This window comes from Alkalihalobacillus sp. TS-13 (assembly GCF_019720915.1).
Taxonomy (GTDB): domain Bacteria; phylum Bacillota; class Bacilli; order Bacillales; family Fictibacillaceae; genus Pseudalkalibacillus.
Map to the genome: position 1 here is coordinate 1153470 of NZ_JAHKSI010000001.1, position 25241 is coordinate 1178710.

At 38.8% G+C, this 25241-nt stretch carries 34 protein-coding genes; 19 read left to right on the forward strand and 15 right to left on the reverse strand.

The window, feature by feature from the left end; translation table 11 throughout:
• Positions 1-11: 11 nt before the first annotated feature.
• From KOL94_RS05680 to KOL94_RS25860, 4 genes are all read left to right on the forward strand, one after another.
• Entirely contained in the window at positions 12-659 is a 648-nt protein-coding gene (locus tag KOL94_RS05680; RefSeq protein WP_221564851.1) for a TetR/AcrR family transcriptional regulator, read from the forward strand.
• A gap of 508 nt (positions 660-1167) precedes the next feature.
• Positions 1168-1755, forward strand: a complete 588-nt coding sequence (locus KOL94_RS05685) for a DUF502 domain-containing protein (protein WP_221564854.1) — start codon at positions 1168-1170, stop codon at positions 1753-1755.
• Between the two features lie 17 nt (positions 1756-1772).
• Entirely contained in the window at positions 1773-2282 is a 510-nt protein-coding gene (locus tag KOL94_RS05690) for a mismatch-specific DNA-glycosylase (RefSeq protein WP_221564856.1), read from the forward strand.
• Between the two features lie 81 nt (positions 2283-2363).
• Positions 2364-2693, forward strand: a complete 330-nt coding sequence (locus KOL94_RS25860) for a four-helix bundle copper-binding protein (protein WP_483298062.1) — start codon at positions 2364-2366, stop codon at positions 2691-2693.
• A gap of 122 nt (positions 2694-2815) precedes the next feature.
• Here KOL94_RS25860 and KOL94_RS05695 read toward each other — a convergent pair whose 3' ends face one another.
• Both KOL94_RS05695 and KOL94_RS05700 read right to left on the reverse strand, forming a co-directional pair.
• The gene (locus KOL94_RS05695; protein WP_221564858.1) at positions 2816-3007 is read right to left on the reverse strand and encodes a polyribonucleotide nucleotidyltransferase; all 192 of its coding nucleotides are present in this window, start codon (positions 3005-3007) and stop codon (positions 2816-2818) included.
• A 40-nt stretch (positions 3008-3047) separates the two neighbouring features.
• Positions 3048-4421 carry an MATE family efflux transporter gene (locus KOL94_RS05700; RefSeq protein ID WP_221564859.1) on the reverse strand — a complete coding sequence of 458 codons (1374 nt, stop codon included), beginning with the start codon at positions 4419-4421 and terminating at the stop codon, positions 3048-3050.
• 144 nt (positions 4422-4565) lie between these two features.
• On the opposite strand from KOL94_RS05700, the gene KOL94_RS05705 reads away from it, so the two are divergent.
• The 4 genes from KOL94_RS05705 (at position 4566) to KOL94_RS05720 (ending at position 7888) form a co-directional block, all read left to right on the forward strand.
• Positions 4566-5585: an NADP-dependent oxidoreductase gene (locus KOL94_RS05705; RefSeq protein WP_221564861.1), complete on the forward strand. Its 1020-nt coding sequence runs from the start codon at positions 4566-4568 to the stop codon at positions 5583-5585.
• An 86-nt stretch (positions 5586-5671) separates the two neighbouring features.
• A complete protein-coding gene (locus tag KOL94_RS05710) occupies positions 5672-6292 on the forward strand; it encodes a LysE family translocator (protein WP_221564863.1) in 621 nt (206 codons plus the stop codon).
• A 19-nt stretch (positions 6293-6311) separates the two neighbouring features.
• Positions 6312-7079: a DUF429 domain-containing protein gene (locus KOL94_RS05715; protein WP_221564865.1), complete on the forward strand. Its 768-nt coding sequence runs from the start codon at positions 6312-6314 to the stop codon at positions 7077-7079.
• 80 nt (positions 7080-7159) lie between these two features.
• Positions 7160-7888: a class I SAM-dependent methyltransferase gene (locus KOL94_RS05720; RefSeq protein ID WP_311775105.1), complete on the forward strand. Its 729-nt coding sequence runs from the start codon at positions 7160-7162 to the stop codon at positions 7886-7888.
• Positions 7889-7913: 25 nt separating this feature from the next.
• Here KOL94_RS05720 and KOL94_RS05725 read toward each other — a convergent pair whose 3' ends face one another.
• Positions 7914-8687: a DeoR/GlpR family DNA-binding transcription regulator gene (locus KOL94_RS05725; protein ID WP_221564869.1), complete on the reverse strand. Its 774-nt coding sequence runs from the start codon at positions 8685-8687 to the stop codon at positions 7914-7916.
• A gap of 618 nt (positions 8688-9305) precedes the next feature.
• Here KOL94_RS05725 and KOL94_RS05730 point away from each other — a divergent pair.
• Positions 9306-10175: a GNAT family N-acetyltransferase gene (locus KOL94_RS05730; protein ID WP_221564870.1), complete on the forward strand. Its 870-nt coding sequence runs from the start codon at positions 9306-9308 to the stop codon at positions 10173-10175.
• A gap of 21 nt (positions 10176-10196) precedes the next feature.
• Positions 10197-10367, forward strand: coding sequence for a hypothetical protein (locus KOL94_RS05735; protein ID WP_221564871.1), 171 nt, complete (start codon positions 10197-10199; stop codon positions 10365-10367).
• Positions 10368-10427: 60 nt separating this feature from the next.
• Here KOL94_RS05735 and KOL94_RS05740 read toward each other — a convergent pair whose 3' ends face one another.
• Complete coding sequence (locus KOL94_RS05740) at positions 10428-11309, reverse strand: cation diffusion facilitator family transporter (RefSeq protein WP_221564872.1); 882 nt, start codon at positions 11307-11309, stop codon at positions 10428-10430.
• Between the two features lie 203 nt (positions 11310-11512).
• On the opposite strand from KOL94_RS05740, the gene KOL94_RS05745 reads away from it, so the two are divergent.
• Together KOL94_RS05745 and KOL94_RS05750 are read left to right on the forward strand one after the other, a co-directional pair.
• Positions 11513-11830, forward strand: a complete 318-nt coding sequence (locus tag KOL94_RS05745) for a thioredoxin family protein (RefSeq protein WP_221564873.1) — start codon at positions 11513-11515, stop codon at positions 11828-11830.
• 146 nt (positions 11831-11976) lie between these two features.
• Positions 11977-12198 carry a hypothetical protein gene (locus tag KOL94_RS05750; RefSeq protein ID WP_221564874.1) on the forward strand — a complete coding sequence of 74 codons (222 nt, stop codon included), beginning with the start codon at positions 11977-11979 and terminating at the stop codon, positions 12196-12198.
• A gap of 168 nt (positions 12199-12366) precedes the next feature.
• Here the strand turns inward: KOL94_RS05750 and KOL94_RS05755 are convergent, their stop codons facing one another.
• Positions 12367-13731, reverse strand: coding sequence for a YjiH family protein (locus tag KOL94_RS05755; protein ID WP_221564875.1), 1365 nt, complete (start codon positions 13729-13731; stop codon positions 12367-12369).
• Between the two features lie 574 nt (positions 13732-14305).
• Between KOL94_RS05755 and KOL94_RS05760 the strand changes: the two genes are divergently transcribed.
• Positions 14306-14401, forward strand: coding sequence for a YjcZ family sporulation protein (locus KOL94_RS05760; protein WP_221564876.1), 96 nt, complete (start codon positions 14306-14308; stop codon positions 14399-14401).
• Positions 14402-14629: 228 nt separating this feature from the next.
• Positions 14630-14842 (forward strand): spore germination protein, encoded by a 213-nt coding sequence (locus KOL94_RS05765; RefSeq protein ID WP_221564878.1) that lies wholly within the window; start codon positions 14630-14632, stop codon positions 14840-14842.
• Between the two features lie 52 nt (positions 14843-14894).
• Here the strand turns inward: KOL94_RS05765 and KOL94_RS05770 are convergent, their stop codons facing one another.
• From KOL94_RS05770 to KOL94_RS05795, 6 genes are all read right to left on the reverse strand, one after another.
• On the reverse strand, positions 14895-15326 hold the full coding sequence (locus KOL94_RS05770) for an Hsp20/alpha crystallin family protein (protein ID WP_221564879.1): 432 nt from the start codon (positions 15324-15326) through the stop codon (positions 14895-14897).
• 26 nt (positions 15327-15352) lie between these two features.
• Complete coding sequence (locus tag KOL94_RS05775; protein WP_221564880.1) at positions 15353-15574, reverse strand: spore germination protein GerPB; 222 nt, start codon at positions 15572-15574, stop codon at positions 15353-15355.
• A gap of 10 nt (positions 15575-15584) precedes the next feature.
• Positions 15585-15956, reverse strand: a complete 372-nt coding sequence (locus KOL94_RS05780) for a spore germination protein GerPE (protein ID WP_221564881.1) — start codon at positions 15954-15956, stop codon at positions 15585-15587.
• Between the two features lies 1 nt (position 15957).
• Positions 15958-16140, reverse strand: a complete 183-nt coding sequence (locus KOL94_RS05785) for a spore gernimation protein GerPD (RefSeq protein WP_221564882.1) — start codon at positions 16138-16140, stop codon at positions 15958-15960.
• Complete coding sequence (gerPC, locus tag KOL94_RS05790) at positions 16130-16771, reverse strand: spore germination protein GerPC (RefSeq protein WP_221564883.1); 642 nt, start codon at positions 16769-16771, stop codon at positions 16130-16132. Before gerPC ends, KOL94_RS05785 begins: the two co-directional genes overlap by 11 nt.
• Before the next feature lie 78 nt (positions 16772-16849).
• Entirely contained in the window at positions 16850-17074 is a 225-nt protein-coding gene (locus KOL94_RS05795) for a spore germination protein (RefSeq protein ID WP_221564884.1), read from the reverse strand.
• Between the two features lie 140 nt (positions 17075-17214).
• On the opposite strand from KOL94_RS05795, the gene KOL94_RS05800 reads away from it, so the two are divergent.
• Positions 17215-17439, forward strand: a complete 225-nt coding sequence (locus KOL94_RS05800; protein ID WP_221564885.1) for a spore germination protein — start codon at positions 17215-17217, stop codon at positions 17437-17439.
• 103 nt (positions 17440-17542) lie between these two features.
• Positions 17543-18010, forward strand: coding sequence for an Hsp20/alpha crystallin family protein (locus tag KOL94_RS05805; protein ID WP_221564886.1), 468 nt, complete (start codon positions 17543-17545; stop codon positions 18008-18010).
• Positions 18011-18073: 63 nt separating this feature from the next.
• Here KOL94_RS05805 and KOL94_RS05810 read toward each other — a convergent pair whose 3' ends face one another.
• Positions 18074-18643, reverse strand: coding sequence for a hypothetical protein (locus KOL94_RS05810; RefSeq protein ID WP_221564887.1), 570 nt, complete (start codon positions 18641-18643; stop codon positions 18074-18076).
• Here KOL94_RS05810 and KOL94_RS05815 point away from each other — a divergent pair.
• Positions 18621-18878, forward strand: a complete 258-nt coding sequence (locus KOL94_RS05815; RefSeq protein WP_221564889.1) for a hypothetical protein — start codon at positions 18621-18623, stop codon at positions 18876-18878. The two genes, KOL94_RS05810 and KOL94_RS05815, sit on opposite strands and share 23 nt — an antisense overlap.
• 4 nt (positions 18879-18882) lie before the next feature.
• Here the strand turns inward: KOL94_RS05815 and KOL94_RS05820 are convergent, their stop codons facing one another.
• The 3 genes from KOL94_RS05820 to KOL94_RS05830 form a co-directional block, all read right to left on the reverse strand.
• A complete protein-coding gene (locus tag KOL94_RS05820) occupies positions 18883-20283 on the reverse strand; it encodes a S8 family peptidase (RefSeq protein WP_221564891.1) in 1401 nt (466 codons plus the stop codon).
• Between the two features lie 422 nt (positions 20284-20705).
• Positions 20706-20984 carry a hypothetical protein gene (locus KOL94_RS05825; protein ID WP_221564893.1) on the reverse strand — a complete coding sequence of 93 codons (279 nt, stop codon included), beginning with the start codon at positions 20982-20984 and terminating at the stop codon, positions 20706-20708.
• A 537-nt stretch (positions 20985-21521) separates the two neighbouring features.
• Positions 21522-23141 carry an ABC-F family ATP-binding cassette domain-containing protein gene (locus KOL94_RS05830; RefSeq protein ID WP_221564895.1) on the reverse strand — a complete coding sequence of 540 codons (1620 nt, stop codon included), beginning with the start codon at positions 23139-23141 and terminating at the stop codon, positions 21522-21524.
• A gap of 356 nt (positions 23142-23497) precedes the next feature.
• Between KOL94_RS05830 and KOL94_RS05835 the strand changes: the two genes are divergently transcribed.
• Positions 23498-24190 carry a SatD family protein gene (locus KOL94_RS05835; RefSeq protein WP_221564897.1) on the forward strand — a complete coding sequence of 231 codons (693 nt, stop codon included), beginning with the start codon at positions 23498-23500 and terminating at the stop codon, positions 24188-24190.
• Between the two features lie 4 nt (positions 24191-24194).
• Positions 24195-25088 carry a DUF3307 domain-containing protein gene (locus KOL94_RS05840; RefSeq protein WP_221564899.1) on the forward strand — a complete coding sequence of 298 codons (894 nt, stop codon included), beginning with the start codon at positions 24195-24197 and terminating at the stop codon, positions 25086-25088.
• The last annotated feature ends 153 nt before the right edge of the window (positions 25089-25241 follow it).

Here is a 25241-nt window from a genome sequence, read left to right on the forward strand (position 1 = left end):
GTAACACGTTCATGAATCCAACTTTTGAAAGATTGCCTGAAAAGAAGAAACAACAGATCATAAATGCCTGTTTAGAGGAGTTTGCTGAAAACGGTTTTGAAAATACCTCAACAAATAAAATTATAGAGCGAGCAGAAATCTCTAAAGGATTATTGTTCCATTATTTTAAAAACAAGAAGACGTTGTATCTATTCTTGTTGGAACGCTCTGCACGGCTTGTGACCGATCAAGTATTTGATCACTTGGAAGCTGAGACAGAAAAAGACTTTTTTGAACGAATCAAAAAAGTCGCTATCTTGAAAATGAACTTCTTTTCTAAACATACGAATGAATACCTTATTTTGATCAATGGATTTTTCAATACACCAAAGGACTTAGAAAAAGACATCACTGTTTTATACGAAAAACTGTACAAACAAATGATGCAATTCAATGCGAATCAACTTTTCGATTATTTACATGAAGAACAAATACGAACTGGTTTGACGAAAGAGTTTGTTTTAGAATATGTATTGAATGTCATGGATCAATTCAATCGGGGGCTATTGCGGCAATATAAAGGGAAAGAAGAAGATCTGCTTGAAGATTTCAATCCGTTGCTTAATCGGCTTGATCAATATATTGATATCCTGAAATATGGGGTTTATGAACGAACATGATATAATGAATGTTGTTGTAAATAGAGCAGGGTGGCCTAAAGGGTGATTGTATCCTTTGAGGTCACTCTTTTTCACTAGATAATGTTATAATTGTTGATTGGTTAGTGGTTTTATAAAACGAAATTTCACGACACTCCTGCGGGATTAGCGAGCCAGGCGAGAACCCACATTCTAACTAAAAGCCACCACATCCTTTGCAAGTGAGGAGGATTGCGGAAGTGGGTTAAAACAGGGAAGTGATGTCTAGCTCAGCGACCAGTCACGTGGATCACTTCAAACTTCCTGTGCCGGTCGACACATTGATTGACAGCCTTATGAGTGAGCCCACGCAGAACCAAGTCTTTGTTTGGTTCGAGCCTCTTCGTCAGTTTTCCAGTGACCTACGTGACTAATCGGTTTGCTTCCGCTTTTCGTTTGCCCGCGGTAAGGGAGTGAATTTCGCGTAAACCAAATATATAATTTATAAAAGTCCATCTACAACAAAAGAATATATCAATTGGAGGTTGACATGAAGGCTCTCGCTAAAAATTTCTTGAATGGGGTTGTGACCGTCTTACCGATCATCCTGGTCATATATGTGGTCATCAAAGTATTTGAATTCTTGGACAACATTCTTGGAAATACGTTCAGGAGAATATTGAAGGAAGATTATGTACCAGGGCTTGGCTTACTGGCATCCATCGTGCTAATTACGGTTCTGGGTTGGTTATCGAGACAATATTTAAGCGGAAAAATTGTAGAGCTCTTGGATAAGTTCCTTGATCGTATCCCGTTTGTGAAAAGCTTATATAGTGTCATTAAAGATACAATCCAATCTTTCCTAGGGGAGAAGAAGTCGTTTTCTAAGGTTGCCCTAGTTCATATTCCCGGTACGAATATGAAATCAATTGGTTTCGTAACTTCCGAGGATATCGATTCCATCGCTGACCCACTGGTTGACCATATCGCTGTTTATGTTCCACAAACATTCCAGGTAGCAGGAATGACATTTCTCATACCAAAATCAGATGTTCAAATATTAGATATGAAACCAGAAGAAGCGATGAAATTCGTTCTTTCCGGCGGTATGACTGTTCGGAAAAAAGAAACACAGTAAAAACAAGGAGGAATTTAATGCTTGAACCGATACCAGATATACTTGATGATGACCTGAAAATCGTATTCGTGGGCTTCAATCCTAGTATCCTTTCTGGTGAGATGGGTCACCATTACGCAAATCCTAGAAATCGTTTCTGGAACATCCTCTATCAATCTGGGTTGACAGACTGCGTTTATGCTCCGGTAGAAGACAGGCTTTTGCTTACAAAGTTTCGTTATGGGTTCACCAATATCGTTGAACGGCCGACAAAAGAGGCTGCTGAAATCACAAAAGCAGAATATAAAGACGGAAAAGAGACGTTGAAGAAGAAACTAAAGAGATATCAACCGAAGGTAGTCTGCTTCGTAGGAAAAGGTGTATATAATCAGTATAGCGGAAGACGAAATGTAGAGTGGGGATTGCAGATAGAGCCTGTCATTTCAGGAATGAAAGAATTCGTCGCCCCATCGTCAAGCGGCCTTGTCAGAATGAAAATAGAAGATATTATCCGGATTTATGAGAAACTTCACGAAATCGTCGAATGATGCATGAATAATGCTCAGAATACGTTTATCCTCACCTCATAACGGATAAAGTATATTAACATACTGATGGAGGCGTAAAAAATGGCTCTAGAGAGAGATAAGAACATCATAGAACTATGTCTATCGTGTAAAGACTTGTGTGCAGACTGGCTTGAAGAACACAATATTAAATCCCCATCACAAGCTTCCAATGATTGCGAAAAGCTTATGTTGGAATGCTATGATATTTGTTCATATATAATTACTGCCCTACAAAGGGAAACACCGTTTGCTAAGGAAATCTGCCAGCTTTGCGAGTTGATTTGTGAAGCTTGCGGAAATGAATGCTCTTCAAACGATTCGAGCCAAACGCAAAAATGTGCGGATCTTTGTTATGAAGTGGCAGAGAGCTGCAGGAGTCGATTATTTTAGGTATGCAACCCCAAGGAGAATGACATGAAATTTGGGATATAATTCATAAAATGCGGAGAAGACTCACTAGAAATCCAAACCATTTTCTAGTTGGTCGACTCCGCTTCTTTTTTTGCAAGGCGTCAGCCTTTCAAATCAATCATATTTCCTGAAGTAGGGTGTTTGGCTATAACGGCTTGTTGCGCTTCTTCAAAATCCTTCAACATCACTGTACTCTGTGCCGCTTGAGTTGCTAAATTCCCATTCAACAAATTCATGTTCACCGTATGCCTTAATTGTTGAAGATTGTTTGCCATAAATGACGATAACTCCATCGTTGAATATTCCACCTCCTGACCATCTAGCTTATTTCTATTATCGGTATATTCTAGTGGATTTTAAGGAAGCTGCATATCGCCGTTGTAAATACCGTAGACGCAAATATAACGTAATAGCTCCAGTCGTCAATCCAGAACTTAAGCCGATCCAATAACCAAATGGTCCAAAAGTTGTGTGGTTTGCAAGGATATACCCTAAAGGCAGCCCTACGACCCAATATGAAATCAGCGCCATCACCAGGGTCATATTGACATCCTTATAACCACGCAGGGCTCCTTGTATCGGAGCTGCAATCGCATCTGAAAGCTGAAAGAATATAGCATAAATCAAGAAATGGGCAATCAATTTCAACACAGCTGGTTCTTTTGTATACAGCCCAGCTATCTGTTCATTAAATAACCATAGAAAGGCAGCTGAAACACACGCTAAAAAGAGCGCAATAACGATTCCTAAAAGGCTGTACTCTTTTGCATCTTTCAGACGTTTTGCACCGACTTCAAACCCAACGGCAATCGTCAGTGTCATAGAGACACTCAGCGGGCCCATGTAAAGTAAAGAGGCAAAATTGATCGCTGCCTGATGCGCTGCGATGGTGATCGTATCGAATCGGCTCATGAGAAGAGTTACAGCCGCAAAAATACTCACTTCAAAAAAGATTGCAAGACCGATTGGTACTCCGATTTTCAATACTTCTTTCCATGCGGTAAGAGAAACAGGGAACCAGTTTCGAAAAATTCTATAGATGGAGAATGGCGGATTTTTATGTACAACGATGATGGCTACGAACATGATAAACCAATAGGTAATAGCAGATGCGTATCCTGCACCGATCCCTCCCAGCTTTGGAAGTCCAAGTTTCCCAAATATAAGAAGATAATTGAATAAGATATTGATAGGAAGAGAGAGCAGGGTGATGAACATCGTCGTTTTCGTTTCTCCCAAAGCATCAATGAAACTCCTTATCCCTGTATAGACGAACAATGGAAGGATTCCAAACGATAATCCAATCAGATAATGGAATGCAATATGGCTCACTTGGGCTGTAAGATCCATCGCATTTATGATTGGCATCAAAATGAACACACCTATTACCACTATCGCAAGGGATAGAAATATAGCAAGATAAATCGTTTGAATAACTGAAAAAGGCACCTTATCTTTTCTATTACCCCCGATCAGCTGCGATACGATAGGGGTCAACGCCATAAGAATGCCACTTAATCCTGTAAAAACAGGAACCCAAATACTTGAGCCGATCGCAACTCCTGCTAAGTCCTCCGCACCTGCTTGTCCACTCATCAAGGTATCGAAGAAATTCATCGCTAACAAGCCGACCTGGGTGATCAATATCGGGAAAAGAATGTATAAGAATTGTTTAAGCTTCTGTGTCTTTGTATGTGTCTCGAACATATCGTAAACTCCTGATCCATGTCATCCGGTTATTATATCATAAATTCTGTAAAACCAATCCTCTGACGTTTCAAGCAAACTGTTTTATTTTTAACCTCTAGAAAATTATAATATAAGAACATTGTCTTAAAGGTGGGATTAATTATGGACGAACGAACTTCAAAACAAATACGTTTAGCAAAAAGACCTGTTGGAATGCCGAGCCACGAGAACTTTGAATGGACAGAGTCACAGTTGAATGAACCTGAAAGTGGGGAAGTTTTACTTAAAGCATTATATATTTCCGTCGATCCATACATGAGAGGAAGGATGAATGATCAGAAATCTTATGTAGAACCTTATGCTGTTGGAGAGGTCATTTCTGGCGGTGTTATTGCTGAAGTCGTCACCAGTAACAGTACAGAGTATCAAGTCGGGGATCTGGTCATTGGTAATCTTGGCTGGGCAACCTATCAAACAGCGTCTGAAGAATCGCTTCGAAAGATCGATCCACAACAAGCTCCTGTTACGGCGCATTTAGGCGTACTCGGAATGCCAGGTATTACAGCATATTTCGGTTTGCTTGACATCGGGAAGCCTGAACCAGGGGAAACAGTGGTCGTTTCCGGTGCGGCCGGAGCAGTAGGTACCGTCGTCGGTCAAATAGCGAAAATTGCGGGGGCACGCATCGTAGGGATTGCAGGATCGGATGAAAAACTGGCATATCTCAAAGACGAACTTGGCTTTGATGTAACCGTCAATTATAAGTCTGAATCATTCAAACAACAACTAAAAGAAGCATGTAAAGACGGAGTCGATGTTTATTACGATAATGTCGGTGGGGAAGTCTCTGATGCTGTCTTGCGGCTGATCAATAAAGGAGCACGTATACCAATTTGTGGCCAGATTTCATTATATAACCTTGAGAAGCCTGACCTCGGAATCCGTGTCCAACCGAATCTGCTCATCAACAGTGCCTTGATGAAAGGCTTCATCGTTTCAGATTATGGTGCTTACTTTGAGGATGCCGTCAAAGACCTGGCTAAATGGCTTCAAGAAGGTAAACTTTCTTATCGGGAAACGGTCGTTGAAGGGTTTGACAATATTCCTGATGCGTTCTTAGGTTTATTTACTGGAGAAAATATAGGTAAATATATCGTCAAGATTGCCGAACCATCACAATAAATGTGAGGGGGGCTAATAGTCCCCTTACCATCCCGATCTGGTATGATAGATACTTAGTATAATTGACTTTAAAGGGGAAGTTACATATGGATTTGAACACGATCAGTTATTTTCTATTTGCCTCGATCTTATTGACCATCACACCCGGACCAGACTTCATGTTTGTATTCGCACAGAGCGTTTCACATGGAAAAAAGGCAGGGATTGCAACTGGCCTTGGACTTTGTACGGGACTGATCGCTCATACGTTGGCTGCTGCAGTAGGAATTTCGGCGATCCTTTATCAATCCAGCCTAGCTTTCACGATCATAAAAGTTGCCGGCGCAATCTACCTGTTATACTTAGCAATCCAAGCTTTCCGAGAAAATGCCAAGCCCGAACAGCAAAAAGTAAAGCAATACACGTTGATGAATCTTTATCGTAAAGGTATTTTCATGAATATCTTGAATCCTAAAGTGTCGATTTTCTTTTTGGCCTTCCTGCCTCAATTTGTAAAGGTAAACAACGGGCCTATTCCGGTTCAGATGACAATTCTAGGTTTACTCTTCATCGTACAAGCTCTTCTGATATTCATTGTATTGTCTATTTCAGCAGGTACAATCGGAGAAAAACTTTGGAGTAATGTGACAGTTTTAAGTTGGATCAATCGTCTCAAAGGAACTGTATTTGCATTTTTCTCCCTACGGTTATTACTAGAGCAAAAATAAGCAGGATGTGATATAGACGATGGCAATACTTCTAGGAATCGGTTGGGATGTAGGGGGATGGATGGGTACCAAACAGGGGATCGCAGCTTGTACGTTCAATACGCAGTCTAAAGAACTTCAATGGATCGGAAAACCGAAGAATACGAAAATCATCGATCATACCCTATGGACACCGCAAAACATCATTCATCAACTGGATCATTCCGTCTCGATCGAGGATTTTGACACCACCGTGCTCGGGATAGATGCATCGTTGGGTTTTCCTCTTGAATATAAAAAGCTAGTCAATAATGAACGAACTTCTGTCGAAAAGCCTTCCAAAGAAATCTTCAATCCATACGCCTATCGCGAAACCGAACGGCATGTATATGAGAGGTTCGGAAAAAAACCATTGTCTGCACCATTTGATAAACTTGGTAACAATGCGACACTTGCGATCACCTATGCTATGAATTGGTATCATGAACAATCATTCGTTATCCATCCACAACAAAGGTGGACAAGGGGGGACAAGGTCATCATCGAGGTCTATCCAGCATTGATTAAAAGCTTTAAACCTTCAGATATAAAAAACAAAATTCTCTCATTGATACCTGATAACATCCCAATCCATACAGACGCATATGATGCAGCAATTTGTGCTCTACTCGCACTTCTATACGCAGGAAATGGGGAGGTCCTGAAGAATATATTCCTTAAGGAGCCTTGTATTAAACTGGAAACCGCTACACAGGAAGGTTGGATCTATTACCCTGTAGTAAAGGTCGAAGATCATGACACCTGTTGACTATAGTCCGCAGGATTCTTCCCTACCATATACGAATTTTGACGATTTTTTCATCATTATAGCCGTAGGAGATGTTCAACGTGAAAGACTTGATTTCATTTAATGCGTATGAAGAACTGGCGGATTACTATGCTCGATTTGTAGATACAAAACCATTCAATGCGTATTACGAACGACCGGGCACGTTATCACTGCTACCGGATATCGAAGGGAAACATGTTTTGGATGCTGGCTGTGGTGCAGGATGGTACACAGAATGGTTCATTAAACAGAGTGCTGCCCAAATCACTTCCATCGATTTCAGTCCGAATATGGTAAAGTTTACGAAAAAGCGAGTTGGCGACAGAGCGGAAGTCTTCCAGTCTGACCTCAATGAACCATTGGACATGATTGATGATCATTCGATGGATTTAATCGTATCCCCATTGACACTTCATTATCTGAAGAATTGGGAACTGCCGATGAGAGAATTCAACCGAATTCTGAAAGATAAAGGAAGACTCATATTTTCAGTTCATCATCCATTCATGGATTATGTCGAATTTGAACGTGACAATTATTTTGCAACGGAATTATTGACAGATGAATGGGACACACCAGATGGTAAGGTTGAAGTTCAATTTTTTCGGAGGCCATTGAATGAAATACTTAAACCACTCCATTTGAATGGTTTTGTCATTGAGAAGCTGATTGAGCCGATGCCTACAGATGAATTCAAACATGCAATACCCGATAAATATGAAAAACTGACCAAAAAACCGCAATTTCTATTCATACGTGCTCAGAAAACGACAGATTTAAATAAATGAAAGAGGCTGACCGGGTCAGCCTCTTTCATGTTTCATTTGTGACTACTAACTTCACATTCGATTTTTCCAACAAAGGGAGGAAATCACTTCTTGGGTTCTGATCAGTTACTAACACATCTAACTCATTGAAAGATAAACATTTAAATAACTCTTGTGTCCCGAACACAGTTGAATCAGCTAACAAAATTACCTGTTTTCCTCGTTTTGTCATTGCTTTTGTGATCATGCCTTCGTTTTCATTAGTATAAGTGATACCCTCAGAATCAATACCATCCGCACTGATGAAGATTTTGTCAACAAAATACCGCTTCATATCTTCGAATAAGTATGGACCTTGAAGGGACCCATAATTGATATTCAAGCGTCCTCCCAGAAGGCGGAGATCAACATTCTTCCTACTGGAAAGTATTCTTGCTTGTTTCATTGAATTCGTAATAACAACACTTGGCACAGACAATATGTCCGCAAGGTATTGAACATGCATTGATGAGTCGAACATCAAGCTATCACCAGGTTGAATGAACGTCAGTGCTACTTTTGCAATTGCTCTTTTTTCCTTAGAGATGAAAACCGAATCCTCATGGCGAATCCCTTCCTGATTTTCAGCTTCATTCTTTTCTGAAGCTAGCAGTGCTCCACCTCTTGTACGAAAAATCTCACCTTGCTCTTCTAGCTTCACTAGATCCCTTCTTGCAGTATCTCGGGAGATACCGTATAGATTCATTATCTTATTTACCGTAATCCGTTCATTGTCTTTTAAATATTCCATGATCCTCAATAAGCGTTCGTCTTGATACATAGCAAAACCTCACTTTTTCTTTTAGACTGCTTTCTAAAAGTTTGTTGCAAATGCGTGTGGATAAGGAAGATGCTGGAAAGCACGGCACTCCTGCGGTAAAGCAACTAAACGAGTCCCAGCAAGCGGGAAGTGCGTATATTTCTAAACTATAAAAACAATATTTTATACGAAAACAGTTTTTCTGTATTTTCATTATAAGGCATTTAAGTAATGCGTGCAAAATGACGACCCCCTTTAACTTACAAATACTTATTGCGACGATCCTTAAATTGACTTATATTTACTTATAAATACTTAATTAAGGAGTGTGTGTTAGTAAGTTAGGATTAATTGCTATTTTTTCTCTATCTATCCTTGAATTAGGATTAGCTTTTTGTTTCAGCAGAGCGACAATCTCCAGCAGTGTTGAGAAAAACCAGATAACCAGTAGAATATATTTTAATTATGTAAACAAGTGTTTATTGGGGCATAGGAATCCGTGTTTTTTTGTATAAGTATAAGAGGAGGATAAGAAGTTCAACTTTTTGTATTCGATGATATCGTGAATTTCTTAATGTATTGTAAGCAATGAATGGTAAACTATTTTAGCCTTAATGGAAAAAGAGAGGGACGAGGAGAATGGATTTTCGACAATACCAGGAAGCGAGTGAATTTGCTAATAGCGCTGAAACGTTTTTACAGAAGGACGAAGCATTAAATAACCTTCCTCTTGGCATTTTGAATCGTTGTCTTCATAATGAGAAACAAGGAATCATAACCAAATCGGCTCCATTTTTCGCAACAATTACAGATGATGACAACAAACTTGTTCTCGTATTGATCATGACACCACCTTTTAATTTAGGAGTATTTGGTGACAGTTCTCACATACAGAGTAATGAAGCGATTGAACATGCAATTGCAAGCCTTAAAAAGATGCCGCTAAAAGTACCTGGTGTAATTGGCACCAAACATCTTGCAGGAACGTTCGCTGAAAAATGGTGTTCAAACGATAAGATAATATATGAAACTGCGATGGAACAATGCATTTTTAAATTGACAAAAGTGAATGATGTTCCCCAAAGTCCGGGGTTCATACGTTTAGCTACAATGGAGGACCATGAACTTCTCTCAAAATGGGGGCATGAATTTTCATTTGTGACTGAAACCCCATTTACGATTGCTGAAGCGAAAGAAAAAACGAAGGAGTTCATCCATCAAGAAAGCCTATACGTGTGGACCGATGGAGAACCTGTTTCTATGGCTCGTAAGGCAAGAGGAACATCCAACGGTATGAGTGTGAATTATGTCTACACACCGAAAGAGTATGAAAATAGAGGATACGCTACTTCGTGTGTATCTGAATTAAGTCGGATGTTGTTAAAAGAAGGATATGAGTTCTGTACCTTGTATACAGACCTTTCAAATCCTACATCGAACAGTATCTACAAAAGAATCGGATACCGGCCAATCGGTGATTCAATCGTATATCAATTCAAATCAATCTAAGGGAGGGAGGATAAAACTTAGGTGGAAGTCCTTTTTAAAGAAAACCAACGCTTCACTAGCTGGTATTTCATCTTTATCGTTTTGTTCCTAATAGAAATGTGGTATGGTTTCATTCAACAAATATACTTCGGAAGACCATTTGGAACGAATCCCGCTTCTGATACACCATTATGGGTTCTATGGGTTTTATAAGGGGATCCGGGCGGAAAGCGAGTATATTCCCAAAAACAACAATCTATGCGAAAACAGCCTTCAATTACATGGATCACAATCTCTATCTCTGTATTCTATTTGTATCGTTGTATGGTTGATATGGAAATCTTCTTTTAGATGGTCAGATGCTTGCTTCAATAATTGTTGGTGATCTGTTTCCTCTTCGATTGTTATATGGCAGCTTAACGCAATGTAACCTGAAGTAATCGACCAGACATGAAGATCATGAATATTTTTTATTTCAGGGAAAGTTGATAGTGAGGATTTAATTTCTTCTATATTAATATGGTCAGGTGTTCCTTCCATCAGTACATGGATCGCTTCCTTTGTCACTCTCCAACCACTTATCAAAATAAGTAATGAAACAAAAACACTTGCGATGGGATCAGCATAACCCCAGTCAAGTACAATGATGAAGATCGCTGCGATAATAGCTCCCACCGAACCAAATAGGTCTCCTAACACATGCAGGAATGCACTTTTCATATTCAAGTTTCCGCTTGTATCACCTTTCATAAGGATATACGCGACGATCAAATTAACTACCAACCCAATTATCGCAATCGAAAGCATTCCATCACCAGCCACATATGGTGGTTCAATGAAACGATGATAGGCTTCAAATAAGATGATAAATGAAATGACGATAAGGGCAATTCCGTTGATAAAAGCCGCTAGAATTTCAAAACGTTTATAGCCAAAGGTCTTATTGTCACTTGGCTTTTTACTTCCGTAATGGATTGCTAAAAAACTTAACCCCAGGGAAGCTGCATCACTGAACATATGTCCGGCATCTGAAAGCAATGCCAAACTATTCGTTACTATACCCCCGATCACTTCTACAATCATAAAAAGACTGATCAATAGAAAAGATATTTTCAATGCTTTTTTGTTTGCATGATGATCATGTTGGTGACCCATAAGTTTTCCTCCCCTCGCATGTCTATTTATTTCTAATAGTTTATACTTTTGTAGTATTTTTAATGAAATCATTAATAAACCATTATATGACTAGTGGACCATAAGGAATAGGTTGAACAACTTTCATGCTTGAAGCGTCATATTTAACATTGGAAACAAAGATTTTGTATAATAACGATATTGAATACAAAAGGGGGATCCGCATGAAAGAAATAACTTCAGAACTGGAATTCAACAATCTTATCAATCGATCTAGGCAAACTGTAATCAAATTCGTTACCGGTTGGTGCCCAGATTGCAAACGTCTCGATATGTTCATTGGGGATATCATCGAAGAAAACCAGGATAAAGACTGGTATCAGATCGATAAAGATCAATTCCCGGAAATTGCTGAAAAGTATGAGGTGATGGGAATACCAAGCTTACTTGTGTTCCGAAGTGGAGAAAAGCTTGCTCACCTGCATAGCGCAAATGCCAAAACACCGGAATCCGTAAAAGAGTTTCTGAATACTGTAAGATAGACCATAAGAGGAGACAATCCACGTCTTCTCTTTTTTTCATTTAATTAGGCATGTGTCCGTATCGAAATATCAATTTTACAATACTGTAATTAGAGATGGTTCATCAGTAAATGCTGACCTGGTATTTCCGGAAAGGAGGGGCTATCATGGCAAAGAAAAATAACAAAGAAATCAAGACAAAAAATATAGACAGCAACGAAGAAGAACAAGAAGAGGTTGTAAATCCTTGGGACGCAATGTGGGGTTTCGGAGAGAACCGAAATGATGAAGAAGTAAGCGATGATGATTCAGATGATGAATATGAAGATGAAACAGATGAAGATGAAACAGAAGAGGATGAAAATTCAGACCCTTGGTTCAAATGGTAATCTATTCTGGCTGAGATCACACGTCTCAGCCTTTTTTCAAGTATGAATAAAGGCTCTATTAGGACTTTGTTGATTTTAAGCAAAATTTGCGACACTCCTGCGGGAAAAGGCGATACCCCGTATAGTCAAAAAAAGAGCAGCCCCTAAGAACTGCCCTCAAGTAATGTATTAAAAAATGATGTGTGCCATCAAAACGATAACAGGCAATGTGACAAGTGTACGTTCTAAGAAGATAAGGACCAGGTCTTTAAAGTTTACTGGTATCTTAGAACCGAGCAAAAGGCCACCAACCTCTGACATGTAAATAAGCTGTGTTACAGATAGACAAGCTATGATGAACCTTGTCATTTCACTTTCAATGATTTCTACACCGATAAGAGCTGGCAAGAACATATCGGCAAAACCGACGACAATCGTCTGCGCAGCATTGGCAGCTTCAGGAACCTGCATGAGTTGAAGCAATGGTACAAATGGTTTACCGAGCCATTCAAAAATTGGTGTAGCTGCCTCGATTCCTAATGCGACAGTTCCAATTGCCATGACAATCGGGATGACCCCCATCCACATGTCAAGAACGTTTTGGAAGCCGCCTTTGACGATGACATCAAAGCTTTTCGTTTTCTGAGCAGTATTTGCTGCTGATTTCATCCCCCAGGAAAAGATAGACATACCTTCAGGGATATCTTCAGTATTCCGAACATCTGATTCATCAACATACGTATCCTTCTTTTTTGATAATGGCGGAATGCGGGGCAGAATCAATGCTGCTACGAATCCAGCCAATACAATTGTCAAATAATATGGACCAAAGTATGCATCTAATTCCAATTGTTTCAATACGACGATTGTAAATGTGATCGATACGACTGAGAAGGTAGTACCGATTACCGCTGCTTCCCGTTTCGAATAGTTTCCTTCTTCATATTGTTTACTTGTGAGTAGAACTCCGATCGTTCCATCACCTAGCCATGACGCTAAACAGTCGATGGAAGAGCGACCTGGCAGGGTGAAAATAGGACGCATGATTTTTGTCAAAAGTGCCCCGAATAATTCTAACAATCCGAAGTTCAGCAATAACGGCAGGAATAACCCTGCGAACAAGAAGACTGAGAATAATACAGGAATTAGGCCAGTTAATAGTAAGCCGCCAGTATCTGGAGACCAGATCCATTCAGGTCCGATTTCATATAATGTCATAAATGCAAAAATCATACCTAATAATCTCGTAATCAACCAGAATGGCCGTACATGAAATAAAGATTTTAGAAAAGTGTTGTTCATGATGAATGCTGGCTTTGCGATGACTGCGATGAAGGAAAGAATGACAGCAAGAGCAATGATCCATGTCATGATTGCAGGGATACTCTCACCGAGTAATCCTTGTAACCAGTCTGCAAACAATGCAACTGGTATCGTAACTTCACCCTTATAACTGATTGGAATCATGAATAGGAATATTCCGATCAACGATGGGATGAGGAATTTCAAATAACTTGTTGTACTAGGTTGAAGCTGTGTTTTCTCGTTGTCCATTTGTGCATTTCACCTCGTTGTTAAATAATTTTTGGTATTTCCACCTTTCGCATATATTTTCAAATAATTGACCTAATTAAGGAACAGCTCGTCCACAACTGTATAAACATGTCAAAATATAAGTCAAAAGAATCAAAGGAAAAATCATGCGAAAGTCGGAAACAAGACCGCTCAAACTGTGTATAAAGATGCATTTATAAAAACGAAACAGTATAATTATAACATACTTAAATTTTCAAAAAAAGATGAAATTTCAACTATATAAACCATTTTCAAAGCTTCGTATGCATTCCCGTTTCGGATACCGCTTCAATTAAACGAGCCATAGATAGTTCTTTTTGGTTGAGGTGGGCGATGCTTGCGGATTGCCATTAGAAAAGGAATGAATTTGAAAAGACAAGAAAGAGGAATAACAGAGCCTAAAGAATTATCGTTATAATTTATAAAAAACACAAAAACTTCTCAAAAATATCGCCACTTGTCCCTATCAAAACCTGTACTTTTACATAGTATGTAGTGAAAAGAACATTCTCTTATGGAGAATCGTTTCTTTTAATGACCTGAAGGAAGGAGGATGTCTTTCATGGGTTACGGCTATGGAGCAGGTTTTGCTTTGATCGTAGTTTTGTTTATTCTCCTTATCATTGTGGGAGTAGCTTTTGTAAGCTAATTTAACGAAACTGATCATTAAAAGGTAAGCAAAGGAGTTATCGGACTCCTTTTGCTGCCTGAAATATCATATTACATGTTTGTCATCTTAATAAAGGGTTTGACCATATCAAAGTCAGGCCGCTCCAACACGTTGCAAAGTATACATCTCAAAAGATGGCGTGCAGGAGTCTGCCCGGACTGTGGAGGTCAGCCCTTTTCATGTATAAAGGGGTAAAGGAGAGTAGATATGCCAACTATCATCATTGCACCAATCAAGATTTCATCTGTAACTGGCGGCACAGTCAACTTTGGAGATCTGTTTTACAATTCACCTGTATCAACTTCAAAAAGTGCTGGAGGGTCTGGAGGAGGAAACACTGGCGATTTCTTGACAGAAAACAATCTATTCAGCGTTTCCATTACGATAGATCCCGATGTTGCAGATAGTAATAACGTCTAAAATGCTTAAATGTCAAATAGGGTTGGCTCATATTTTTGTGTCAGCCCGTATTTTAATCAGCATGGTATTTAATATCAACCTTCTTTCGCGGCCGATCATCCGTTAGTAACCGGTATAACCGGATATACAAAACCCCCTTCTGATAATATGCATCAATTGGATCTTCTCTTACAGAGTAAGGTAAAGGGACCTCGCGCTCAAACCGCCCTTGAAAAATTTCATCCTGTTTAATCGACATGCCATGTGTGTGTAAAGACGTATTGCCGATCAATTTAATTGAACTTTTGTACACATAAAGCTCTACATCATCGATATGATTCAGTCCTGGAAGTGAAACCATACATAAAAGTTCATTATCTGATTCATATATGTTCACTTGAGGACCCGATGATTTTGGGTATTCCTGTTGATTTGGGAAGAAACTTTGATTGATGTATTTATCAGCCATTTGTTTCCAATCCATCATTTTAGACCATGAATCCATAAAATCTCCTCGCAATTAGTAAATGATCAACCTACAGGTGCAAATGGGACGAGTGGTCCTGTAATTTCTTCAACACCTCCGAACGGTTGCTGCATTTGAGGTGCAGGTTCTGTAAAGCCCCCAGTGTTGGCTGCATATGAGATAGGTTTTAAAACTCCGGTCGTACCGATTTGGAGGATGGAAGAGTTTTGTAAGCCTTCTACTCGAAGTGTTTGTATGGTGATTGTCTGATTGACATACACATTCATACTCATCCTCCTATTCATAAGGATTTACAGTGAAATGGCGAATGTGTTTGACACGGGCTTCACTTGAGACGAAATCCGTTTTTCCAATTCGGACGACAGAGGACGCTGCTACCCCGATGATGTTGATAGAATTGACATGTATGGCCGGGCTCTCTTGAACTGTCTTCACAGGGATCGTTTCATAGCGTAAAGGCGGAAAAGGCATCGAAAAAATCGGATACATATCAAATCGATGCTCATCCTCGTCATACGTCGATTCTTGTCTCTGGACAGCCAATGCCCTTGAAACCGGAGTCAGGATATTCGTGTCACCTGCTTGAACGATTGAAGATGTAGTGACTGAAACGATATCAATATATTGGACGACCGAAATTCGGTCCATATTAAAATTCCCTTGACAAAGGTACTAGAGGAGCCCCGATGATCAACGATTCTGGAGGTGTATCGAACATGGATTGACAATTGATCACATCGCTATCACCGACCAACAGCATTGAAGAAGTCGAGATCCCATTGATCCGTATATCGCCAACAGATAACTCTCGATTGATCACATTAAGTTCCATCCTGTTTTCCTCCTCGGAATTTCTTCTTTTCGTTATTCATATAGATTTCAATCCCGTTCACGATATCTTTTTTGATTTGCTTCATTATCCGGTCAGCCTCTTGATTAGGATTTCGTTGGATATTTTCTGGATCTAATGACATTACATAATGCGGAAGTCGGATTCCCATCTGTTTTTTGATATCTTCAACAACCAATTTTATCTGTGATTCTTGAAGTTTTATTCCTGCACGTTTTTCTACTTTCTGAATGTCAGAATAAATATCATGATTTAAATAATGGGCAACTCCTTGGTCGATCCAATTATATATTTCATCTGTGAATGGCTTTTGAATTTCAGGCTCATTTTTTTTATTCACTTGAATCTTTTTTCCGTTTACACCTAAGTCTTCTATATTCTCAAGACCATTACCGCCAGGAGAGAGCCCGATATTCAATGTCCCTTCTAACGTTTCGATTTTCAATTGGTCAAAATTATATTCAATTGATGTTTGAGGCGAGTCTTTCAATTGCTCAACTTCATTTTGCATTCCTTGAACGAGGGTCTCGATCGATTGCGTTTTATCTTGTAATTGCCTGATGATTGCTTCAAGCTGCTGAATCCGTTGCTCCAAATAATAATTATTACTCAAGCTCTCACCCCCTCATAACTAACCTATGCAAACTCAGTATGAATTTAACACAAGGTAAGCTTAAAAAAGAGGTGTTTTTCAACCTGTATTTCCAATTTGGCTGTTATCAATTACATCTGAATCCACCGTATGCGTGATGCTGTAACCATTGTTGACTTGCAAGTTGTCACCCGTATTAAAAGACCCTGCCCCCGCAAAGGTTTTTGATCTACTGTTAGGCGCTATATGATAGACGTCTCCGATGTTAAAAACGGCTGAACCTGACACATCGTTTATTTTTATTGCTCCAACCATAGCAGGCATAATGAACATCCTTTTTCAGGGGTATTTATATATCAACATATGCGGATACCCATTCCATTGTTAATTGGTACCACAATCTTCTCACGTGCATACGATACATTAGAAAAGTGCCCATATTCGAAAAAAGAGGAGTGTTTCACGTGCCATCTGTCATTTTAGCTCCAATCAAAATCAGTACTGTTGCAACCAATGCTACCGTAAACTTTGGTGATACCTTATATATATCGCCAAAATCGACATCAAAAGGTGCAAGTGGAAGTGGAGGAGCGAATACTGGTGATTTCATGCTTGTAAATAACTTCTGGAGCCTCACTAATACCATCGATCCAGATATTAACGATTCAAATAACCTTGCGAATCTATAAATAAATTTAAGCAGAACAAGGAAAGAGGCTAGGTTGCCCGTGGCGAGGGTGTGAATTTTTCAATTACAGGCCAATTAAAATGAAAAGGGATGAAGAGAGAGAAATGGATTTTTGGAAAAATCAATTGAAGCATATTTTTGATGACCAGCGAATGGATAATTTCTTGAAGTCCATTGATCAGCATTTACAACAATCGTTAATGGAATTCGATAAGCATTTGAACCATTTTCAATCGAATTATTTTTTCGACGTAGACACATCTGAAACAGATCGTGAAATCATTATCCGTGCAAACCTGCCACTCGAAGAGAATGATCGTGTCAATTTGGAAGTGATCAATCATCAATTGCGGCTTTTGATTCAAAAATTTGAAACAGAGCAACTCCAAAATGATAAGGGTGAAATTTTAAGGAAAGAGAACTATTCTAAACGTATTGAACGCTATTTGCCAATCCCCCCTAACGTGTCACCTCAGGATATCAAAGCATCGATGGCTGGAAATCAACTTACTGTCAAGCTTCCGAAAACGCTTGACGCACAATCGAAAATCATCGATATTGAACCAGAATAAAAAGGAAAGTGATTTGATTCGAAAGGGTATACCCCCGTTTATCAAATCACTTTTTTGTTAATTTCATTTTCCATGTTCAAAGTGAGAAGGCGGTACATTCTCTATATGTATGGCTGTTCCTGATGAAATGAGATTAAAAATAACCCCAGCATATAAGAGAACGATTGTGCACATCATGAAAAAGCGTAAGTTAGTCGGATAACTTTTTTTAGACTTTTTATATAAATAGATGACATTGACTGACAATACAATCACCATAATTAACAAAAGGACTTTCATCATCAAATCCCAATCATATACAGGGAGCATCGCCCCAAGCATCACCCCCATCATACCACCCATAATGCCAGCCATCAGACCTTCCATTGCGGCAAGGATATGTATAGGTGCACTTAATGTGATCCCTGCAAGACTACCTATCGCCATTGCGATGAAAGTCGCTAAAGCGATCTCATCGCTTAAGATGTACATCAAGTATAATCCTGAAATCAATCCCAATACCATTCCGGAAGACATCGCGATACTTTTCGCTTCCATCATTGTAATCTGGTTTCGATTTTCGATCATGAGCAACAAGCTATAGATGAATAAATTGAAAGATAATATCGATATGAGTACGATCACAAATGTCATTGCAATATCCCCTCAAATAAATTGTCCTAATTCAAATGATATGATCATATCTGCGGAATCATGTTACATCAAGCAATTAAAAGAAGACGTTTGGGTTAAAGACATTCCTGAGGGAAAATCAAAAATAGGCAATCCTTGTGAAAAGGGAGTGAATTTCACAAAAAACATCTATAAGGTGTATATCAAAGCCAAAGGTATAAAAAAGGAAACCGATGATAGGTTTCCTTCTACTTAAATTCTTATTTTCCATTTAAGTTGAACCATTCACCTAATTTACCGAATGGTTTTTTCTTTTGATAACTCGAATCGAGTGCAGCAGCCACATTAATAACCCCATTACCGGTGTATTCATCTTTCCCGGGTCTCCCTACATCATCTGTTGAATCTTTAATAAGCTGGATCACTTCACTGTTTTTAAGTTCCGGCTGCGAAGAGCGTATTAATCCTGCAAGGGCTGAAACATGGGGCGTAGCCATAGATGTACCCGAAAGAGAGGCATACTGGTTGTTTATATACGTACTGGCGATATCTACTCCAGGTGCTGCAACATCGATATAGTCACCATAATTTGAAAAATCAGCTCTTTCCAAATTTGTGTTGACTGCTGCAACTCCAAGTACTTTATCAAACGCAGCGGGATAACTGATTTGATTTGTATTATCATTACCCGAAGCTGCAACGAGAATGACATCTTTTTCATAAGCATAATCGATTGCTTCGGCTAATGTTTTTGATTCTTTATAATTTCCAAGACTGAGATTTATGACATCAGCTCCGTGATCAGTAGCCCATCGTACACCCTGGGCAACATCAAAGGAGGTACCATAACCATCTGCGTTCATCGTTTTGATCGGCATGATTTTGTTGTACCAGGTCATCCCTGCAACGCCGACACCATTATTCGTTTCAGAGGCGATGATACCTGCGACATGTGTCCCGTGACCATTGTCATCGTTCGGAAAAGGGGTATCATTCAATATGTTATGACCTTCTACGAGTCTTTGAGCTAAATCCGGGTGTTTCATATCAATACCCGTATCAATGATCGCGATGATCACATTCTCATTACCACGTGTGATTTCCCAACCTTTTTCAGTCCGGATCGCAGGGAGGTTCCATTGGTACTGTTGATAAAACTCATCATCTGTAACGATTTCATTTTGTAAGTAAATATAGTTGGGTTCAGCGTACTCGATATCTTCTCTCGAATTGAAATAACTGAGTAATTGAGGAGTAGTCAATGACTTAGATTTAAATATATACGTTGAATCCAATTGTTTTGCCACTTCACCATCAATGTCATTATAGATGAGTTTTATTTTTTCAGGACTTGGTTTCTCCTTAAACTTAACTGTAGCCTGACGTTCTTGATAATGACTTTTCACTTTCGTTTTATGCTGGATAACTCCTATAGAAGAGTCGGTATCCAGTTTTCGAACAAGATTTTCTCCATACTTGATTGAATTCAATTGCACAAGATCTTTAGATTGATTTGTACGTAAATCACCGGGAATAATCCTTTTGTTCGTAAGATCTTGTTGAACCCGAGGAGCTTCCACATTATTAGCAGGATAAAAGAAATAGACAGCGAAAATCGCCACTAACGAAACAAATGCTACTGTAACCACTTTAAATCTCAATACATAACACCTCCGAATCGCACTTCAGTATTTATGTTGTGTAATTGGGGGTGAAATTATTTAGCTCGGAAAAGGGTGTGGGCACAAAAAAAACCCCTAACGAATAGGGGGAAATGTAGATATCAACTTATCATGTGACTGATCAGACCTAACGTAGAACCTGCTAGAATACCAATGAAAAACAGGCGTAAGCGGAACAACCGGGACCCTCCAAACATCGTGGATTTCTAATGGCGTTAGCAACAGAATTGTATTTTATTGCTATTTCTTTTGCCATAAATTTTAAACCCCTTCAAATACTTGGTAAATGACGGGTTGCTTATCAGGTCCAGCTCTAAGTGATAAGTTCTACTTATTCATTCGATTATGTTTTGGATAGAGAATACAGCTGCCGTCCACTAATGTGTAGATAATAGGATATTTTACTCTACAGAAACATTGTTACAGCCTTTACAATAGACTGAATCCATTTTTATATTCCGGTCTTTAAAAAATTCTTTAACCCGATCAGTAGATAATAACCTTTCCACAATAAATTGATATTGTTCTGGGTTCTTACGCAATTCTTGATCGTACGTGTGCAGATTCCAATGGTTGTTATCCACAGACCATTTCATAATCATCGTATATAATCGTCCTTCAAATACAAATGCAAACCTTACCTCGTCCTTGTGGAACGAACGGATGATCAATGATTCCATGGAAACTACCTACTTTCCTTAAGAAATTCAATTACCTTGAGGGTATGTGGCTGGACGGTGAGCAATAGTTGAGTGTAATGGTGTAAAGGATGGTAAGTACTTCTAATAACACAACTTCTGACGTATTTATAACGGTCGGACAAAAAGAGTTAGTTTTCATTATATAGAAGAATTCATTAGAAATAAATATTTCTATCTTAAAATTAATACAAATGTAAATAATCACATCATTCTACCTATTTATGTAGGGGAGGGAAGCATATTACCTTCATTTATAGATCGTACAGCTAGTTTATCTCTTGATGATGGTGGTAGCCGCTGGTGTTTCAATAAGCAAATTCGAAGATAATCAACATGAACATCTTTTTCTTTTTATTGAACATCATCTCCGTTTTATGTGCAGTTCCCAGCTTTTATTGAACATTTCCCGCAATATATGTACATTTTTCGTTTTTGTCAACATTTGATATTTTCAGCGATGAAGCCAAAATTAACTAAACCAAAATGAAAAGCTATCCGTTGTGGATAGCTTTTTTATCAAGAATACATTGTATCGAGTTGTTTTTGGATTTCTTTATTTTCGAGATATTCATCATAGGTCATCTGCTTATCCATGACCCCGTTGTCTGTCAATTCGATGATACGGTTCGCGATCGTTTGAACGAATTGGTGGTCATGTGAAGCGAAGATCATCGAACCTTTGAATTTAATCAATCCATTGTTCAAGGCTGTAATCGATTCTAAATCCAGATGATTGGTCGGTTCATCCAGCAACAGTACATTTGCATTGCTCAGCATCATCTTCGAAAGCATACAACGAACTTTTTCCCCTCCAGAAAGGACACTCGCTTTTTTCTTAACTTCCTCACCTGAGAAGAGCATACGGCCAAGGAATCCTCTTAAGAATGTATCGCTATCATCCTCAGGAGAGTATTGACGCAGCCAATCGACAAGGTTCAAGTCACAGCCTTCAAAGTATTCCGAATTGTCCTTCGGGAAGTATGCTTGAGAAGTTGTGACGCCCCATTTGAAGGTTCCACTATCTGGCTCCATTTCACCCATCAAGATTTTCATCAAGGTCGTCTTCGCGATTTCATTCTTTCCTACTAAGGCGATTTTATCGTCTTTATTCATGATGAAGCTTACATTATCAAGAACTTTTTCCCCGTTGACTGTTTTAGAAAGTCCTTCTACACGCAGCAGGTCATTACCGATTTCCCTTGCTGGTGTAAATCCGACGAACGGGTAACGACGGGAAGAAGGCTTGATGTCGTCTAATGAGATTTTCTCCAGCAATTTTTTACGGGAGGTAGCCTGTTTCGATTTAGACGCATTGGCACTGAACCTTGCAATGAAGTTTTGTAGTTCTTTGATCTTTTCTTCTTTTTTCTTATTTTGTTCTTGTGCCATCTTTTGTGCTAGTTGACTTGACTCATACCAGAAATCATAGTTTCCGACGTAAATTTGGATTTTACCGAAATCAAGGTCAGCGATATGTGTACAAACCTTATTCAAAAAATGACGGTCATGGGAAACGACTATAACTGTATTTTCAAAATTGATCAGAAATTCTTCTAACCAGTGAGTGGCTTGTAGATCCAGACCGTTTGTTGGCTCGTCGAGTAGAAGGACATCTGGATTGCCGAATAATGCTTGTGCAAGCAACACTTTGACCTTTTGACCACCTGTCAGGTCAGCCAATTTTTTGGTATGAAGTTCTTCTTCAATACCTAACCCTTTTAAAAGGACTGCTGCATTCGACTCTGCTTCCCAGCCATCTAATTCAGCAAACTCACCTTCAAGTTCAGCCGCCTTTATTCCGTCTTCTTCGGAAAAGTCCGGTTTAGCGTAGATCGCATCTTTCTCTTGCATAATTTCGTATAGACGCTCATGCCCCATGATGACGGTGCTTAGTACTTCATATTCTTCATATTCAAAATGGTTTTGTTTCAACACCGCCATACGTTGACCTGGGGGGAGATGGACGTCCCCTTTTTGAGGCTCGACCTCACCGGATAGAATTTTCAAAAACGTAGACTTTCCAGCACCGTTAGCACCAATCAGTCCATAACAGTTACCTGGAGTGAACTTTATATTGACATCTTCAAAAAGCTTGCGATCTGCAAAACGCAAACCTACATTTGTAACAGTAATCATTCTTAACATTCCTCCATAATTCAGCTACTAAGTGATTATATCATTTTCTAGACAACAGGGCGAGGTGAGAGGCAGATACATTTGTACCGTTTTAAATCTTAGGCTCTTTTAATGCAATACACTCGCTTTTCCCGCTGGAGTCTCGTATATTTCAAGCCCTAACAGATTTTCATTTACTCTATCTCAGATTAAAAGGATCATTAGTAACAAACTTTTGAAACCATCTAAATCCATTTACCCATTGAAAAATAGATTTCTTCTGTTATAGTTGTTAATAAAATATCAACATCGTATATATTGATGTTTTTTTATCAACCATTTTTTTACGGTGCAATTCTTTGTGAGGTGGTTTAATAATGTCATGTGTATGTATCGCTTGTGATGTAAAACATTCAAGACAATTGGATAAAGAACAGCTTCAAAAAGCTTTATTGAAATGTGCTGAACACTTGAATGAAGAATGGAAAGAGGAGTTGTTGGTACCGTTTGACGTTCGGAACGGAGATGAACTGCTCGGTGTCATGAAGCGTTATTCGGCTGGGTATCTAGCTATTGAAGCAATCAGCACAATATTGGCAGTCGATGGGATATATGTATATATCGGAATAGGTTTAGGTGAGCTGGATACCACTGATTCTACAGTACATACGATGAATGGCTCAGCGGTTCTGAATGCACTAGATGCACGTGATCAATTTTTAAAAGACAATCACCCTGAGGCAAAGTATTGGCAATTTAATGAAGAAAACAGTTCATTCTTCTTCCATACAAAAGATTACCCATACCAAGCTTTGAATGCTCTGATTTTTTCCATCCATGAAAAGATCATCAATCGCAGTGATAAACAGAAAGAAGTCATCAAACTAGTGGAAAAGAACAAGAACGCCACTTATGAAGAAATCGGCAGACAGCTAGGATATAAGTCACCGAAATCTACTGTTTCTTATCTTTTATCCAGATCAGACTATCACACAGTCATCAGAATGAAGTCTAGTTTGATTGAACTTTTAGATTTTCTCCAAGAGCCATTTAGGGAGGAGGAGAGTTAACCATATGTTTCAGCTACTCCTACTGTTTATCTTAGGCCATTTCATTGCGGATTTTGTTCTTCAGAAAAATTCAATGATCCAACTGAAAAAAAACCAATTGCACAAAGGCTTAATTAGACATATCGCCACACATTTCATCGTGATGTTATTCGCTGGATCAATCTATATCATGGTAGATGGAGGACTTACAGAGTTATCATTAATTAAAATTATTACAAGCATCGTTTTTATTCTAATCACACACTATTTCGTTGATTGGGCGAAAGAGTCGATCAAAAAGAAAAATGATAACGTGATCTTAAATTCAACGTTATTTATAGTCGATCAACTCATCCATATATTATCGATCATCGTGATTTTGAATATGACAGGTTTGATTTCTTACTCGGCAAATGACATTACATCTGGAATCTTACAGTTTTTATTTGAAGGAACGGAAACGGATCATTTTTCGAAGTTTCTCTTCATCAGTATCCTCTTTATCCTAGTGACCTCGGGGTCAGGTTATTTTCTTGGGATACTTTTGAGGGATCTAGGTCCCAATCCTACACTATCAAAAGAAAAATATAGTATTTCAGACGAAAAGACAGAAATAAAAACCTCTTATAATGAAAAAGGAGAAGAAGTAAACGAAGTAACTAGAATAAGAACCGAGCAGTTTTTTAAAGATTCCCCTAAAAATGTGGGAAGGTACATCGGAATGGTTGAACGTGTATTGATCATCATCTTCATCGTCCAAGGAATTCCTCATGGAATGACATTCCTGATTGCAGTAAAATCATTGACTAGATTCAAGCAATTCGAGAACAAGGCCTTCTCAGAATATTATTTAATTGGGAGCCTACTTAGTGCTCTTATTGCAATGGTAATTGGGTATCTGGTCATACGGATACTATAATCGAATTTCCACACAGCCACTTGGACGTTTTTTGTCCAAGTGTTTTTATTCCCATGATTTGTTTTTATTGTTGATTTCTACGGAATTTTCGCTTGAAATCAACAAAACCTTTTAACAGAACCTATTATTAAGACCAGAGGCGGAACTGAAAAC

Coding starts and splice junctions, on each gene's coding strand:
- KOL94_RS05825 (WP_221564893.1), bottom strand. CDS start 20,984: ATGGAATCATTGATCATCCGTTCGTTCCACAAGGACGAGGTAAGGTTT.
- KOL94_RS05795 (WP_221564884.1), bottom strand. CDS start 17,074: ATGCCTGCTATGGTTGGAGCAATAAAAATAAACGATGTGTCAGGTTCA.
- KOL94_RS05815 (WP_221564889.1), top strand. CDS start 18,621: ATGAGTACGATCACAAATGTCATTGCAATATCCCCTCAAATAAATTGT.
- KOL94_RS05805 (WP_221564886.1), top strand. CDS start 17,543: ATGGATTTTTGGAAAAATCAATTGAAGCATATTTTTGATGACCAGCGA.
- KOL94_RS05700 (WP_221564859.1), bottom strand. CDS start 4,421: ATGTTCGAGACACATACAAAGACACAGAAGCTTAAACAATTCTTATAC.
- KOL94_RS05710 (WP_221564863.1), top strand. CDS start 5,672: ATGGATTTGAACACGATCAGTTATTTTCTATTTGCCTCGATCTTATTG.
- KOL94_RS05690 (WP_221564856.1), top strand. CDS start 1,773: ATGCTTGAACCGATACCAGATATACTTGATGATGACCTGAAAATCGTA.
- KOL94_RS05705 (WP_221564861.1), top strand. CDS start 4,566: ATGGACGAACGAACTTCAAAACAAATACGTTTAGCAAAAAGACCTGTT.
- KOL94_RS05680 (WP_221564851.1), top strand. CDS start 12: ATGAATCCAACTTTTGAAAGATTGCCTGAAAAGAAGAAACAACAGATC.
- KOL94_RS05725 (WP_221564869.1), bottom strand. CDS start 8,687: ATGTATCAAGACGAACGCTTATTGAGGATCATGGAATATTTAAAAGAC.
- KOL94_RS05835 (WP_221564897.1), top strand. CDS start 23,498: ATGTCATGTGTATGTATCGCTTGTGATGTAAAACATTCAAGACAATTG.
- KOL94_RS05685 (WP_221564854.1), top strand. CDS start 1,168: ATGAAGGCTCTCGCTAAAAATTTCTTGAATGGGGTTGTGACCGTCTTA.
- KOL94_RS05715 (WP_221564865.1), top strand. CDS start 6,312: ATGGCAATACTTCTAGGAATCGGTTGGGATGTAGGGGGATGGATGGGT.
- KOL94_RS05810 (WP_221564887.1), bottom strand. CDS start 18,643: ATGACATTTGTGATCGTACTCATATCGATATTATCTTTCAATTTATTC.
- KOL94_RS25860 (WP_483298062.1), top strand. CDS start 2,364: ATGGCTCTAGAGAGAGATAAGAACATCATAGAACTATGTCTATCGTGT.
- KOL94_RS05745 (WP_221564873.1), top strand. CDS start 11,513: ATGAAAGAAATAACTTCAGAACTGGAATTCAACAATCTTATCAATCGA.
- KOL94_RS05785 (WP_221564882.1), bottom strand. CDS start 16,140: ATGGAACTTAATGTGATCAATCGAGAGTTATCTGTTGGCGATATACGG.
- KOL94_RS05840 (WP_221564899.1), top strand. CDS start 24,195: ATGTTTCAGCTACTCCTACTGTTTATCTTAGGCCATTTCATTGCGGAT.
- KOL94_RS05730 (WP_221564870.1), top strand. CDS start 9,306: ATGGATTTTCGACAATACCAGGAAGCGAGTGAATTTGCTAATAGCGCT.
- KOL94_RS05765 (WP_221564878.1), top strand. CDS start 14,630: ATGCCAACTATCATCATTGCACCAATCAAGATTTCATCTGTAACTGGC.
- KOL94_RS05750 (WP_221564874.1), top strand. CDS start 11,977: ATGGCAAAGAAAAATAACAAAGAAATCAAGACAAAAAATATAGACAGC.
- KOL94_RS05740 (WP_221564872.1), bottom strand. CDS start 11,309: ATGGGTCACCAACATGATCATCATGCAAACAAAAAAGCATTGAAAATA.
- KOL94_RS05770 (WP_221564879.1), bottom strand. CDS start 15,326: ATGGATTCATGGTCTAAAATGATGGATTGGAAACAAATGGCTGATAAA.
- KOL94_RS05760 (WP_221564876.1), top strand. CDS start 14,306: ATGTCTTTCATGGGTTACGGCTATGGAGCAGGTTTTGCTTTGATCGTA.
- KOL94_RS05695 (WP_221564858.1), bottom strand. CDS start 3,007: ATGGAGTTATCGTCATTTATGGCAAACAATCTTCAACAATTAAGGCAT.
- KOL94_RS05775 (WP_221564880.1), bottom strand. CDS start 15,574: ATGAATGTGTATGTCAATCAGACAATCACCATACAAACACTTCGAGTA.
- KOL94_RS05780 (WP_221564881.1), bottom strand. CDS start 15,956: ATGGACCGAATTTCGGTCGTCCAATATATTGATATCGTTTCAGTCACT.
- KOL94_RS05830 (WP_221564895.1), bottom strand. CDS start 23,141: ATGATTACTGTTACAAATGTAGGTTTGCGTTTTGCAGATCGCAAGCTT.
- KOL94_RS05755 (WP_221564875.1), bottom strand. CDS start 13,731: ATGGACAACGAGAAAACACAGCTTCAACCTAGTACAACAAGTTATTTG.